Genomic DNA, 14,527 nt, shown 5'->3' with positions numbered 1-14,527 from the left:
CTTCATCCATCCTGCTGCATCACGATCTCAACGCTGGGCGTTGGTCTCGTCTGCCTTGTGGATGTCGCCCTCCTTCAGCGCTTTGCGCACCTTGGCCACGTCGGCCGCGCCCACCGGCGGCGCCTTGTTACCCCAGGCGTTGCGCACGAATGTCGCCAGGTGCGCGGTTTCCTCGTCCGACAGGCGCCAGGCGAAGCCCGGCATGCCGAGGTCGGACGGCCGCAATTCGGTCGACGGCAGACGCGCGCCGGCCAGGATCACGCGGATCAGCGAGGTCGGATCGTCCTGCAGCACGGTCGGGTTGCCCGGCAGCCCCGGAAACACGATGCGGCTGGCCTGGCCGTTGACGCGGTGGCATTGCGAGCAGTTGTCGAGGTACAGCTGCACGCCGCGTTCCTTGTCGTCGCCGCTCATGATCTTGCGGAAGGTGGCGTCGCTGGCGGCGAAGCTGGTGCGGCCCTTGCCGGTCGCGGACAGGCTCTTCAGGTACAGGGCCATCGCTTCCAGGTCGGCATCCAGCATCTGGCTGGTGCTGTGCACCACCACGTCCTGCATCGGCTCGCCCAGCACGCCGGTGTGGCTATTGCGCGCGGTCTTGAAGGTGGCGACGATGTCCTGCACGCTCCAGTTGCCCAGGCCGCTGGCCTTGTCGCCGCGCAGGTTGACCGCCAGCCAGCCGTCGATCAGCGGGCCGCCGGCGAGGTACTCGGGACCGGATTCGTCCAGCGCCAATTCCTGCAGCGTGGCGGCGCGCGGGGTGTGGCAACTGCCGCAGTGGCCCAGGCTCTGCACCAGGTAGGCGCCGCGCCCGATCTTCTGGTCCGAATACCTGGCCAGGTCCATCGGCGCCTGCACCGGCGCGAAGGTCTTGCGCCAGATCCCGAGCGGCCAGCGCATCGACAGCGGCCAGGTGATGTCGGTGCCGCGGTTGGCCGCGTTCACCGGCGCTACGCCGCGCATGAAGTAGGCGTACAGCGCGCGCAGGTCGTCGTCGCTCATGCGCCCGTAGGACGGATACGGCATCGCCGGGTACAGGGTGCCGCCTTTCGGATCGATGCCGTGGCGGATCGCGCGGTCGAAGTCGTCCAGGGTGTAGTTGCCGATGCCGGTCGCCTTGTCGGGGGTGATATTGGTGCTGTAGATATTCCCCACCGGCGACTGGATCACACGGCCGCCGGCGAAGGCCTTGCCGCCCGGCGCCGTATGGCAGGCGATGCAGTCGGAGGCGGTGGCGACGTAGCGTCCGGCCTCGATCAGGCGCGCATCGACATTGGCCAGGTTGGCCACCGGGCCGGCGTCGATCTTGCGCGTCTCGGTCGCCGCGGTCGCGTAGAAATACAGGATGGCGAATACCAGCAGCGCCAGCACCGGGATCGCGATCAGGATTTTCTTGAGAGGGCTCTTGGTCATTGGATCGTGCCCTTTCATGCCTGGACCAGCGGACCGGGGTTGGCGACGTACTGCTCGCGGATCGCTTTCGCGCACCAGTAGGCCAGCGCGCCGACCATGCCGGTCGGGTTGTAGCCATTATTTTGTGGGAAGGCATTCGCCCCCGGCACGAACACATTCGCCACATCCCACGACTGCAGGTAGCGGTTCAGGGCCGAGGTCTTGGGATCGGACCCCATGATCGCGCCGCCGCAGGTGTGGGTGCTCTGGTACTGGTTGATGTTGTAGTGGCTGCCGGGCTTCTTGGCGTCGCCCTTCATCGCCAGCGGGTTCAGCACCTTGCACATCTCCTGGGCCTTGTCGACCAGGTACTGGGATGCCACGATCTCGTTGTCGTGCCAGTCGAAGGTCATGCGCAGCAGCGGGCGGCCGAACGCGTCCTTGTAGTTCGGGTCCAGGCTCAGGTAGGCATCGTCGTACGACATGCAGGAACCCTGCACCTCATAATAGAACGAGTGGCGCATCGCTTCCTTGGAACCCTTTTTCCAGGCGCTACCCCAGCCCGGCACGCCCGGTGCAGTGGCGATGCCGCGCACCGGACCGGCGCCCGGCTGGCGCGCCCAGACGATGCCGCCGCCGATGAAGCCGCTCTTGGTCGGATCGTTGCGGTTGCCGTTCAGGTCGTCCATGGTGGTGCCGCCGCCACCGATGCCCATGAACTGGTTGGCCTGCACCGTTTCGTCGAAGAACAGCGAGACCCGGTTCAGGTTCTGGTACGAGTAGTTCTTGCCGATCGTGCCGGTGCGGGTCTCGGGGTCGTACGGAGTGCCGATGCCGGACACCAGCATCAGGTGCACGTTGTACAGCTGGAACGCGGCCAGGATCACGATGTCGGCCGGCTGCTCGGATTCGCGGCCCTGGGCGTCGAGGTAGGTGACGCCGGTGGCCATCTTGCGGTCTTCGGTGAGGTTCACCTTCAGCACCTGCGCATGGGTGCGCAGTTCGAAGCCCTTGCGGCCGCGCAGTACCGGCAGGATGCAGGCGTTCGGGCTGGCTTTCGAATAGTTGAGGCAACCATAGTCGGAGCAGAAGCCGCAGAAGTTGCACGGTCCCATCTGGCAGCCGTAGGGATTGATGTAAGGGCCAGATGCATTGGAGGCGGGAATCGGATACGGGTGATAGCCCATCTCGCGCGCAGCCTTATAAAACCATTCGGCGCCGAGGTAGTTCGGGTTCGGCGGCAGCGGATAGTCGCGCGTGTGCGACCCTTCGAACGGGTTGCCGCCCTCGACCTGCTGGCCGTTAATCACACCGGCGCGGCCCGAGGTGCCGCATACGTATTCGAACATGTCGAAATGCGGCTCCAGGTCTTCGTAGGTGACCGGGAAATCCTGGATCGCCATCCCGGCCGGCAGGATCTTGCGCCCGTAACGGCTCTCCATCTGGCTGCGGATCTTGAAGTCTTCCGGCAGCGCGCGGAAGTGGCAGCCCGACCAGTGGCTGCCGGCACCGCCGACGCCGGTACCCGGCTTGAACGAGCCCATGCGCCGGTACGGCACCGCGGTGGCGTTTGGATTGTGGCGCACGGTGACGGTTTCCTGGTGCAGCGACTGCAGGTACTTGCGGTGCACCGAGCCTTCCAGCTCGTCGACCACGCGCGGATAGGCGAAGTCGGGTTGCGTATCGCGGTCGGCGCCGCGCTCGAGCGCCACCACGCGCAGACCGGCGTCGGTCAGTTCCTTGGCCAGGATCGCGCCCACCCACCCCATGCCGACGATCACGACGTCGGTCTTTTCTTGTACGATTGCCATCTGCGCTTACCCTCTCCTTCCCGATTGATCGACCGGCCCCAGCGGGTACGGCTTGTCGCGGATCGTCACCCATTCCAGGTAGTCGGCACGCGAGCCCGGATAGCCGAGCATCTTCCACGAACCCATGTTCTTGTTGCCGCCGTGGATCGGGTCGGAGAAGTAGCCGTTACGCACTTCGCTGAGGAAGTCGGCGAAGAACAGCTTGGACGAGATGTCCTTGAGCTTGATCTTGCCCGCCTCCAGGTCCTTCAGCACCGCCTCCTGCATGCGGACATCGAGATCGGCGAAGGCCTTGCCCGAGAAGCTGGCGGCGCAGTGCTCGTCGACGGCGCGGATGCCGACCCGGATGATGTCCTTCAGCGTCAGCTTGCCCTGGTAGCCGAATTCGGGTTCCGCCTCCATGAACGGGCCCTGCATGTACCAGATTTCTCCGGCCGCGTAGGGCGATTGCAGGTGGCGGTCGAGGAATTCCGGCACGCCGAGTTCGACGGCGCCGGGGCCGTGCTCATCCTGCGGGATCAGGCGGTCGCAGGCGGCGACCACGAACTTCCACTCCCTGGCGTTCAGGAAGCGTGGCCGGTAGGGACCGGAATCGGCGCCCGGCTTGACCTCGGCCGTGGTGCGCGGGTTCGGCGCCCCGGCACCGGCGGCGGGCGCCGGCCCGTTCTGCTGCAGGGCCGCCGCGGCCCCGGCGCCCATGGGCACGAACACCAGCGACTTGATGATGTTGCGGCGTGTGGAAGACTTCTTGTCGTCAGACATGATGGGATGCGCTCCTGTATGCGGCCTGAATGGACCGGATCGGGAAACCGTACTCCTTTCCCGAAAACAGGGGCGCGCCGTTATTGCCATGAACGTATCAAACGGTCGCGGCCGCCATGTCGAATGCGGCGCGAAGACGAGGCGTGCCGGCATGCCGCCTGCTGGAGACGGTAGCGGTGGGAAGCGGCAGCCGGGTGACCCCGGCTGCGCTGGCTCAATGCGGCGTGCTCAGAGCAGCTTGTCGAGCGTGATCGGCAGGTCGCGCACCCGCTTGCCGCAGGCGTTGTAGACCGCGTTCGCCACCGCGGCGGCGGTGCCGGTGATGCCGATCTCGCCGATGCCGCGCGCGCCGGCCGGGGCATGCGGGTCGGCGATGTCGGTCCACAGCACCTCGATCGGGGGCACGTCCAGGTGAGCCGGCACGTGGTATTCGGACAGGCTGGGGTTGACGATGCGGCCGTTGCGTTCGTCCCACAGCGTTTCTTCCATCAGCGCCAGTCCCAGGCCCATGATCATGCCGCCGCGGAACTGGCTGGCCGCGGTCTTGGCATTCAGGATGCGCCCGCAGTCGAACGAACCGAGCAGCCGGGTGACGCGCGGCTCGCCGGTGACGGCGTTGACACGCACCTCGCAGAAGATCGCGCCGTAGGAATGCATTGACCAGTGCTGGGTCTCGAGCGGCAGCGGCGCCTTGGCCATGACTTCGATCCGGTCGCGTCCGGCGCGCGTGAGCAGCGCCGCGTAGCTCTCGTAGCGCCCGGGATCGTCGAGCTTGCACAGGCCGCCGTCGTGGCCGCGCACCTGCTCCGCATCGAGCCCGGCCAGCGGCGAATCGCGCCCGGCCAGCGCCAGCAGCTCGGTCAGCAGCGCCTTGTGCGCGGCGTGCACCGAGATGCCGATCGAGGCGCTCTGCTGCGAGCCGCCGGCCAGCACCGTGCCCGGCAGGGTCGAGTCGCCATACACGAACGTCACCTGCTCGAGCGGCACGCCGAGGCGCGCCGCGACCACCTGCGACTGGGCGGTGGCGGTGCCCATCCCCATCTCGTGCGCCGCCACCTCGACCCGCACCCGGCCGTCGCGTTCGAGGGTGATGCGGGCGGCGCCGCCCGGCATGCGGTAATACGGATAGGTCGCGGTGGCGCAGCCCAAGCCGACCAGCCATTCTCCTTCGCGCCGCATGCCCGGCTTGGCGTGGCGCGCCTGCCAGCCGAAGCGCTCGGCGCCGAGCCGATAGGCTTCGATCAGGTGGCGCGACGAGAACGGCGTGCCCTTGGTCGGGTCCTGCACCGGCTCGTTGCGCCGGCGCAGCACGATCGGGTCTAGCCCCATGCGCTCGGCCAGTTCGTCCACCGCGCATTCGAGCGCGAACGAGCCGACCGATTCGCCCGGCGCGCGCATGAAGGTGTTGGCCACCATGTCCATCGTTGCCGTGCTGACGTTGAGTTTCATGGTGCGCGCCGCATACAGGCAGCGCGCCGGCATGATGAACGGTTCCGGCATGTTGTTGTGCTCGGTCATCGGGGCGACGCCGGTCTGGATCAGGGCCGAGAAACGGCCGTCGTCGCCGGCACCGATCGCCACCCGCTGCTCGGTCAGGGTGCGCCCGCCGACCACGTGGTAGACGCCCTCGCGCGAGAGCATGATGCGCACCGGGCGCCCGGCCAGCCTGGACGCGGCCGCCGCCAGCACCTGGTGCTGCCACAGCGCCTTGCCGCCGAAGCCGCCGCCCACGAAGGGTGAACTGACGTGGACCTGGGTTTCCTTGATGCCGAACACCTCGGCCATCGACCAGGCCGTGTGCGCCACCGCCTGGGTGGCGTCGTGGATCCTCAGCTCGTCGCCATCCCAGGCCACCGTGGCGGCGTGCAGCTCGATCGCATTGTGGTTCTGGCGCGGCGTGGTGTACTTGGCGTCGACCTGGTACGGCGCGGCCGCCAGCTCGGCCTCGGCATCGCCCTTGATGTCTTCCAGCGGTTCGCCCTGGAAGTTGCCGGTCTTGGTGCCGTTGGCCTTGGCTTCGTCGAGCGTGGTCACCGCGTGGGTGCTCTCGTAGCTGACCCGCACCAGCGTGCAGGCGTGGTCGGCCTGCTCCTGGGTCTCGGCCAGCACCAGCACCACCGGCTGGCCGTTCCAGTGTACCGCGTCGTCCTGGAATACCGGCAGCGCTGCGCCGCCGGCCGCTTTCGGCTTGCTCATGAACAGCGGCACCTGCTTCATCTTCGGCGCGTTACGGTAGCTCATCACCAGCACCACGCCGGGCGCGGCCTCGGCCAGGCTGGTGTCGAGGCTGGCGATGCGTCCCTTGGCGATGGTGCTGTAGACCAGCGCCGCGTAGGCCATGCGGTCGAGCGGAATCTCGGCCGCGAACGGCGCTGCACCTTGCACCTTGAGTGCGCCGTCGACGCGCGATACCGGCGCTCCCACCAGCGGATGGTCCTGGGCGATCAAGGGATCGGGGCGTCCGCCCGGGATCAGCATGTCGGGCGCGTGCTCGACCGCCTTCTGCATGATCGCCTGGCCGGCTTTCTGCATGTTCTGGATGATGTTCATGGGGTTCTCCTGGCCGGCGCGGCAATCTTGCACGCGCCGGGATGTGTGCGGTTGGCTGGACGGTCGCTCAGGAACGGGCGGCGCCACGCGCGCTCAGTTCGCCCAGCACCGCCACCATGGTGCGCTGCGCCAGCTCGATCTTGAAGCCGTTGTCGCGCAGCGGCCGTGCGGCCAGCATCTCGGCCGCGGCGGCCGCTTCGAACGAAGCAAAAGCGGCGGGCCGGCCACGCAGCGCGTCTTCCAGCACCCGCGCGCGCCACGGCTTGTGGGCCACGCCGCCCAGCGCCAGCCGCACGTCCTTGACCATGCCGTCCTCGACTTCGAGCGCGGCCGCCACCGAGATCAGGGCAAAGGCATAGCTGGCGCGGTCGCGCACCTTGCGGTAGGCCGAGTGCGACGCTATCGGCAGCGGCTTGAGTTCGATGCCAGTAATCAGTTCGCCCGGCAGCATGACCGTCTCGCGCTGCGGATGGTCTTCGGGCAGCAGGTGGAAGTCAAGGAACGGCACGCTGCGCGCCCCGTTGGCGCCCAGCAGATGCACCTCGGCGTCGAGCGCGGCCAGGGCCACACACATGTCCGACGGATGGGTGGCGACGCAGGCGCTCGACGCGCCCAGCACCGCGTGGTTGCGGTTGGCGCCGTCGAGGGCGTCGCAGCCTTCGCCCGGGTTGCACTTGTTGCAGCGCGCGCCGGTCTGGTCGTAGAAATAGGTGCAGCGGGTACGCTGCAGCATATTGCCGGCCACGGTCGCCATATTGCGGATCTGGCCCGAGGCGCCGGCCGTGATGGCGCGCGCCAGCAGCGGAAAGCGTTCACGCACCACGCGGTGTTCGGCCACGGCGGTATTGCTGGTGGCGGCGCCGATCAGCAGGCCGCCGCCGGGACGCTCCTCGATGGCTGTGGACAGCCCGGTGACGTCGACCAGGGTGGCAGGATGCTCGACATTCTCGCGCATCAGGTCGACCAGGTTGGTGCCGCCGCCCAGGTATTTGCTGCCTGCAGGCGCGCCTAACCGCACAGCCTCGGAAGGATCGTGGGCGCGGGCGAAGGTGAACGGATTCATGCTTCCTCCTGCGCGCGCTGCGACGGCTGGCCGGCGTTGACTTCGGTGACGGCAGCGACGATGCCGTTGTAAGCGCCGCAGCGGCACAGGTTGCCGCTCATGCGCTCGCGCACCTCGTCGTTCGAAAATTCGATGGTGTCGCTGGCCAGGTCGCCGGTCACGTAGCTCGGCACGCCGCGGCGCAGCTCGGCGGCCATGCCGACCGCCGAACAGATCTGGCCCGGGGTACAGTAGCCGCACTGGAAGCCGTCGTGCTCGATGAAGGCCTGCTGCAGCGGATGCAGCGCGCCCTGCTCGGCCAGCCCTTCGACCGAGGTGATCGCGCGGCCCTGGTATTGCACCGCCAGGGCCAGGCACGACAGGATGCGTTTCTCGCCGTCGACCAGCACGGTGCAGGCGCCGCAGGCGCCCTGGTCGCAGCCCTTCTTGGTGCCCGTCAGGTGCAGATGTTCGCGCAGGAAGTCGAGCAGCGACACGCGTGGGTCGCTGGGCAGCGCGACGTCGAGCCCGTTAATGGTGACCGTCGATTGCATGGCATAGCCTCCTGGTCTGCTCAGTAGATAAAAAGCGAAGATGCGCCGCGGCGTCAAAGACCGGTTGGAGCGCCAGAAGAGTTTATAGTTCACTAATTCGCCGCGGCGCACGGTTGAGTGACTGTCGGTTATCAGAAAAGGACCCGGGGATGAACCTGCGCACAGTGCAGCCCGGTTTGCCGCAGTTGGCTATCCTGATGCCTGCCTCGATAGCTTTCACAGGAAACGCCATGACGAAACGGCTTGTCTCGCTTGCCCGCGCCGCGCTGATCGCGCTGGTCACACTGCTCATTCTGATGGCGCCCGCAGCGCGCGCCGCCGAGCCAATCCGCGCGATCACTGACCTCGGCAACGGCATCTACCGCTTCCAGAACGACACCCATTATTCGGTGTTCATCGTCGGCAAAAAGGGCATCCTGATGACCGATCCGATCAACGCCGACGCCGCGCGCTGGCTGCGCGCCGAGATCGATCGCCGCTTCGGCAAGCTGCCGGTGCAGTACCTGGTGTATTCGCACAACCACGGCGACCACGTGTTCGGCGGCGAAGTCTGGAAAGGTCCGGGCACGCGCGTGATCGCCCAGCGCAAGGCCGCCGCCGACCTACGGCGCAACCACGCCCCGACCGCCCTGCCCGACCTCACCTTTGGCGACCGCCTGCAGCTCGACTTCGAGGGCCGCGCGATCGAGCTGCGCTACCACGGCCCCAACAACGGCGCCGGCAGCATCAGCATGTATGTGCCGGACGCGAAATTCCTGTTCGTGGTGGATTGGATCGTGCTGAAGCGGCTGCCGTGGATGGAACTGTATTACTACGACCTGGACGGCATGATCGACTCGCTGCAAGAAGCGCTGGCGCTCGACTTCACGCTGGTGGCGCCGGGCCACGGCGCGGTCGGCGGCAAGGCCGAGGTGCGCGAATTCCTGGCGTACCTGGAAGACCTGCGCGGCGCGGTACTGGATGGGATGAACGCCGGCAAATCCCTGGCCCAGCTGCAGCAGGAAATCCGGCTCGACAAATACGCCGGCTACGCCAAATACCGCGAATGGCTGCCCCTGAACATCAAGGGCGCCTACGAGCAGCTGGCCCGCACCTCGGGCCGCTTCGGCCAGGAGAAATAATGGTCAGGCGGGTGGCGCCGCCAGGTCCATCCCCAGCTTGAGGACGGCGCCGACATTGCGCGCCGCCGAGCGCAGGTTGAACGCCGCGTCGGCCATCGCTTCGGCCGCGGTGCACGCCTTGCGCACCGTGCTGAAGGTGGCGTCGATGCCGTGCGCATGCACGGCTGCGGCGTCCGGCGCCAGGCAGCCGCCGATCGCGATCACCGGCTTGCCATGACGCTGCGCCACCCGCGCCACGCCGACCGGCGTCTTGCCGTTGACGGTCTGGCTGTCGATGCGGCCTTCGCCCGTGAAGACCAGGTCGGCATCCTTCAGCGCTTTGTCCAGCCCGACCGCGTCGGCCACGATCTCGCTGCCGGGACGCAGGCGCCCGCTCAGGAAGGCCAGCATCGCCGCGGCGATGCCGCCACCGGCGCCGGCACCTGGCACCTCGGCCACGTCGTGCCCGGTATCGCGCGCGACGATGGCGGCGTAGTGGCGAAGATTGGCGTCGAGCTGGGCCACCATCTCGGGCGTGGCGCCCTTCTGCGGCCCGAAGATGGCCGAAGCGCCCTGCGGGCCGACCAGCGGATTGCTGACGTCGCAGGCCACCTCGAACACGCTGTCCTTGACGCGCGGGTCGAACCCGGACAGGTCGATCCGTGCCAGGCGCGCCAGCGCGGCGCCGCCCGGTCCGATCTGCGCGCCGTCCGCGTCAAACAGGCTGGCGCCGAGCGCCTGCAGCATGCCGGCGCCGCCGTCGTTGGTGGCGCTGCCGCCCACGCCCAGGATGAAGCGGCGCGCGCCGGCGTCGAGCGCGGCGCGGATCAGCTCGCCCGTGCCGCGGCTGGTGGTGATCAGGGGATCGCGGTCGGCCGGTGGTACCAGCTCCAGGCCGCTGGCGGCGGCCATCTCGATCACGGCGATGCGCTCGCCGTTGGCGTCGCCGCTCAGGCCATAGAAGGCCTCGACCTGGGTGCCGAGCGGGCCGGTAGCGGGCAGCACCAGGCGCTGGCCGCCCGTAGCCGCGGCCAGGGCGTCGACCGTGCCTTCGCCGCCGTCGGCGACCGGTACCTTGACGTAGTCGGCGTGCGGGAAGATCTCGCGCAAGCCGGCCTCGATGGCGCTGGCCGCTTCCATCGCGGACAGGCTCTCCTTGAACGAATCGGGTGCAATGACGATTTTCATGCTTACTCCCTTGTCAACGGTTGACCAGACGCGCCGGCACCACCAGCACCAGCATGGCGCCAACGAACAGCACACTCGACAGCAGATACAGCGCCACGTCGGTACTGCCGGTGGCGTCCTTGATCCAGCCGACCAGGAAGGGGCTGAGGAAGCCCGCGATCTGGCCCATCGAATTGATCAGGGCCAGGCCGGCGGCGGCGGCCGCGCTGCCCAGGAAGGCGGCCGGCAGCGGCCAGAACATCGGCAGGCCGGTCAGCGCACCCATCGTTGCCAGGCTCAGGCCGATCATCACGATCACCACGTTGCTGGAGAAATTAGCGGCCAGCAGCAGGCCGACCAGCGCCATCAGCAGCGGCGCGGTCAGGTGCCAGCGCCGTTCGCGCCGGCGGTCGGCCGAGCGGCCCACCAGCACCATGAACACGCCGGCGAACAGGTAGGGAATCGCACTGAGCCAGCCGACCGTGGTCGCGTTCTCGAAGCCGAGCGCCTTGATGATCGACGGCAGCCAGAAGTTGATCGCGTACACACCCATCTGGATGCTGAAATAGATGAAGCCGAGCATCCACACGTGCCAGTCGCGCAGCACCTGGCCGAACGAATGCACCGCGTGCACACCGCTCGAACGCTGCTGTTCGTCGCGGTCGAGCGCGGCCTGCATGGCGGTTTTTTCCTCGTGCGACAGCCACGACGCCTGCTTGATGCCGTCGTTCAGGTAGAACCAGACGCCGACGCCCAGCAGCACCGTCGGCACGCCCTGCAGCAGGAACAGCCACTGCCAGCCATCCATGCCGCCCTGGCCATGCGCGAAGTGGCTCAGCATCCAGCCCGACAGCGGGCCGCCGATCAGGCCTGATACGGGGATCGCGGACATGAACAGCGCCATCACCTGGCCGCGTTTATGGGACGGGAACCACTTGGTGAAGTACAGCACCATGCCGGGGAAGAAGCCGGCTTCGGCCACCCCGGTGAAGAAGCGCAGCACATAGAATTCGAGCGGGGTGGTAACGAACAGCATGCAGGCCGAGAGCGAGCCCCAGGCCACCATCATCACCGCGATCCAGCGCCTGGCGCCGAAGCGGTGCAGGATCAGGTTGCTTGGCACGCCGAAGGCGACGTAGCCGAGGAAGAAGATGCCGGCGCCGAGGCCGTAGACGGTTTCGCTCAGCTGCAGCGCGTCGAGCATCTCGAGCTTGGCGAAGCCGACGTTGACGCGGTCCAGGTAATTGAACAGGTAGCAGACGAAGATGAAGGGAATCAGGCGCCAGGTGGCCTTGCGATAGGCGCCGTCCAGCACGGCGGCGTCCGGATCCGTACCCTGGATGCCGGGAACGCTCGTGGAATTGCTCATGGTGTCTCCGAGTTTGTTTTGTACAAAAATTCGTGCATGACTATCTACAATTATCGGTCAAACCGGCTACTACCCGCGTCGGCGCTTCGCACCAATGGCGCCTGCCTTCCCACAGCTTTTTTCGTGCATTTACACAACAAGACTGATGAGTCAACGTGCTGGATAGCTTGCGCAGCGGCTTGTGCATAGTCACAATCGCACGATGCACACACTCGACACCGCCCTGGCGCAGGACATCGTCACCCGTACGATGCAGATCATTCCGTTCAACGTCAATGTCATGGACGCCAATGGCGTGATCCTGGCCAGTGGCCAGCGTGAGCGCATCGGCGAAGTGCATGCCGGCGCGCTGCTGGCGCTGGCGCGCAAGGTGACGGTCGAGATCGATGCCGCGTCGGCGCCTGCGCTACACGGCGCCCAGCCCGGCACAAATTTGCCGCTGAGCGTCGGCGGCCAGGTGTGCGGCGCGGTCGGCCTGAGCGGCGAGCCGCAGCAAGTGCGCCAGTTCGGCGAACTCGTGCGCCTGACGGCGGAGATGATCCTGGAACAGGCGGCGCTGACCCAGGAATTGCAGGGCAATGCGCGCTATCGCGAAGCGTTTGTGCTGAACCTGATCCGCTACGAGCCATCGTCGCGCGCCGAACTGGAGGGTTGGGCGCGCCGCCTGGGCTTCGGCATCGAGCGCACACACGTTGCGTTTCTGCTGGAGCTGCATGCGCAGCACGAGGATGCGGGGCAGTCGCTGTCCGAGCTGCAGCGCCTGCAGATGCGGCTGCAGACCAGGCGCGAAGAAGCCTTGAGCGCCACCGTCGGGCCGGGCGAGATGGTGCTGCTCGAATCGATGGACCCGGGCCGCAAGGGCCTGGATGGTCTGCCGCAGCGCCGGCTGCAGGCGCTGTCGAACCTGATGCGCGAAGAATGCGCCCTGCCCTTCACGCTGTCGATGGGGATCGCCCAGGCCGGGATCGAGGGCGCCGCGGTGTCGTACGGGAGCGCACGAACGGCGGCGCGCCTTGGCCGCGTCCGCGCACCCGGCCACCAAACCCACAGCTATTACGAGCTGACATTGCCGGTGCTGCTGTCCGGGCTGGATACCGGCTGGCAGGCGCACGAACTGCGCTTGCCGATCGCGCGCCTGGCGCAGGATAAGAGCGGCGCCATGTTGCGCCTGACCCTCGACACCTGGTTCGCGCGCGACGAAAACCTGGCCGCCACCGCCGCCGCTCTCGGCATCCATCGCAATACGCTGGACTACCGGCTGCGCCGCATCGGCGAGTTGACTGGCCTGAATCTTGGGCGCAGCGAGGACAGGTTGCTGCTGTACGTATCGGCGCTGCTCAGTCCACGCTAGCGTCCGAGGCGCCGCAGCTGGGCCGCCTGATAGGCGCCGAACGTATCGCTGAACAGGCAACGGACCAAGGGATCGTCGACCACGTCGGCGTCCTCCAGATCGCGCTCGGTGTCGGCGTCGAATACAGTGTCGTTGATGCGCATGTACATCGAGGTCAGCGACTCGCCCAGCTCCAGTGCGGCGTACAGCTTGACGGCGGGGATCTCGGTGGTCCAGCCGAGCGGGCCGGCATCCGGCGCGGCCGTGGTCGCGCTCGCGCCGTCGAGCAGATAGCGGAACTGCGTCGCGGCGCCGGCGTGATCGTACAGCGTCAGCTGCCAGATGCGCGGACGGTCGAAGTAGTCCGATGCGGCTTCGACGTCGCCATACTTGTGCAGCAGTCCTGAACGGCAGTATTCCAGCACGCGCTCCTGCTGGGCATCCGTCAGCACTGCGCCGTCGCCCGCCAACAGGCGCGCGATCTCGCTCGTGTGCGGCGGCGCGGCATTGCCTTCGTAGGCATAGTCGACATCCTGAGCGCCGACCGGCGCGATCCAGTCAAGCGGCTTCGCCGGATGCAGGCCGGCGCCATCGAGCCGTACCGAGACGCCCGGGTTCAGCCGCACAACCTGCGCTGCCGGCAGCGCTTCACCGACCTCGCGCGTGAATTGCGCATAGGTGATCGGGAAGAAGGCGCGGTTGTACCACGACCACGGCTCCTGCACGAACTGGCAGGAGCTGGGCACCACGTAGCGCGGCGCCAGCGCCTGCAACTGATCGATCCATTCCTGCGGCAGTTCCGGTGGCGCGGCGGCAGCGCGCGATGGCGCCAGCACTTCCAGTTCGCGCATGGTCTGGAACGGCCACAACACCATGTCCCACGGCCCCTCGCGCACCAGCTGCGCCAGCGTGCCGTCGTCGATCCACGAATCGACCACGTTCAAGACGTTCAGGCCGGCCGCGCGTACCTGGAACATCGAATCGACGTCGGCATCCATCGCCTCGCGCGGCGTCACCGCGAACGGACCGACCGTCACAGCCTCGTTCAGGCGCAGCGGATGGACATCGGTGAAGCCGAGCCGGCGCACCATCTCGAACAGCTCGTCGAAGATGCAGTAGATGTACAGCGGCGTGTCGCGCGCCAGCAGGTCCAGGCTCTCGAGCGAGCAGTGGTCGTCGTGGAAGTGCGAGATGAACACGGCGTCGAAACGCTGCTCGCGGATGCGCGCCTGATCGAAGCGCACGTCCGGAAAGGCGTGGCAGTTACGGCTGAAGGGGTTTTCGAAGATGGTGTCGAAGGCAATACGGGTGCCCTCGCATTCGAACACATAGCCGGCATGCAGAATGCGTGAAACGGTCAGTCCTGTGGCCATGTGTGCGGTCTTTCTTTGCAAAGCCGGCATTCTACAACGGTGCCAACCCGCCGGCAGCCTGTAGAATCGCGGTTTTGCAC

The 14,527-nt window shown here is 67.2% G+C and carries 11 protein-coding genes; 2 read left to right on the top strand and 9 right to left on the bottom strand.

Features of this window, described 5'->3' with window-relative positions; genetic code table 11:
• Positions 1–27: 27 nt before the first annotated feature.
• The 6 genes from RTQ83_RS05205 to RTQ83_RS05180 all read right to left on the bottom strand — a co-directional run bounded on the left by RTQ83_RS05205 (position 28) and on the right by RTQ83_RS05180 (position 8,108).
• A complete protein-coding gene (locus RTQ83_RS05205) occupies positions 28–1,410 on the bottom strand; it encodes a cytochrome c (RefSeq protein ID WP_312511762.1) in 1,383 nt (460 codons plus the stop codon).
• A gap of 14 nt (positions 1,411–1,424) precedes the next feature.
• Complete coding sequence (locus tag RTQ83_RS05200; protein ID WP_312511760.1) at positions 1,425–3,200, bottom strand: GMC family oxidoreductase; 1,776 nt, start codon at positions 3,198–3,200, stop codon at positions 1,425–1,427.
• 6 nt (positions 3,201–3,206) lie between these two features.
• Complete coding sequence (locus RTQ83_RS05195; protein WP_312511758.1) at positions 3,207–3,962, bottom strand: gluconate 2-dehydrogenase subunit 3 family protein; 756 nt, start codon at positions 3,960–3,962, stop codon at positions 3,207–3,209.
• A gap of 228 nt (positions 3,963–4,190) precedes the next feature.
• Positions 4,191–6,512: a xanthine dehydrogenase family protein molybdopterin-binding subunit gene (locus tag RTQ83_RS05190; RefSeq protein WP_312511755.1), complete on the bottom strand. Its 2,322-nt coding sequence runs from the start codon at positions 6,510–6,512 to the stop codon at positions 4,191–4,193.
• A gap of 67 nt (positions 6,513–6,579) precedes the next feature.
• A complete protein-coding gene (locus RTQ83_RS05185) occupies positions 6,580–7,575 on the bottom strand; it encodes a xanthine dehydrogenase family protein subunit M (protein WP_312511752.1) in 996 nt (331 codons plus the stop codon).
• Entirely contained in the window at positions 7,572–8,108 is a 537-nt protein-coding gene (locus RTQ83_RS05180; RefSeq protein ID WP_312511750.1) for a 2Fe-2S iron-sulfur cluster-binding protein, read from the bottom strand. Before RTQ83_RS05180 ends, RTQ83_RS05185 begins: the two co-directional genes overlap by 4 nt.
• Positions 8,109–8,338: 230 nt before the next feature.
• Here RTQ83_RS05180 and RTQ83_RS05175 point away from each other — a divergent pair, with 230 nt between their 5' ends.
• Complete coding sequence (locus RTQ83_RS05175) at positions 8,339–9,229, top strand: MBL fold metallo-hydrolase (RefSeq protein ID WP_312511748.1); 891 nt, start codon at positions 8,339–8,341, stop codon at positions 9,227–9,229.
• Positions 9,230–9,232: 3 nt separating this feature from the next.
• Here RTQ83_RS05175 and RTQ83_RS05170 read toward each other — a convergent pair whose 3' ends face one another.
• Together RTQ83_RS05170 and RTQ83_RS05165 are read right to left on the bottom strand one after the other, a co-directional pair.
• Positions 9,233–10,396, bottom strand: coding sequence for a glycerate kinase (locus RTQ83_RS05170; RefSeq protein WP_312511746.1), 1,164 nt, complete (start codon positions 10,394–10,396; stop codon positions 9,233–9,235).
• Between the two features lie 13 nt (positions 10,397–10,409).
• Entirely contained in the window at positions 10,410–11,744 is a 1,335-nt protein-coding gene (locus RTQ83_RS05165) for an MFS transporter (RefSeq protein ID WP_312511743.1), read from the bottom strand.
• Between the two features lie 202 nt (positions 11,745–11,946).
• Between RTQ83_RS05165 and RTQ83_RS05160 the strand changes: the two genes are divergently transcribed.
• Positions 11,947–13,095, top strand: coding sequence for a sugar diacid recognition domain-containing protein (locus tag RTQ83_RS05160; RefSeq protein ID WP_312511740.1), 1,149 nt, complete (start codon positions 11,947–11,949; stop codon positions 13,093–13,095).
• On the opposite strand, the gene RTQ83_RS05155 is transcribed toward RTQ83_RS05160, so the two are convergent.
• Positions 13,092–14,447, bottom strand: coding sequence for an MBL fold metallo-hydrolase (locus RTQ83_RS05155; protein WP_312511737.1), 1,356 nt, complete (start codon positions 14,445–14,447; stop codon positions 13,092–13,094). The genes RTQ83_RS05160 and RTQ83_RS05155 overlap by 4 nt on opposite strands.
• Positions 14,448–14,527 lie beyond the last annotated feature (80 nt).

This window comes from Massilia sp., assembly GCF_031995545.1.
Classification (GTDB): Bacteria; Pseudomonadota; Gammaproteobacteria; order Burkholderiales; family Burkholderiaceae_D; genus Telluria.
This window is presented reverse-complemented; position numbering and strand designations above follow the sequence as displayed.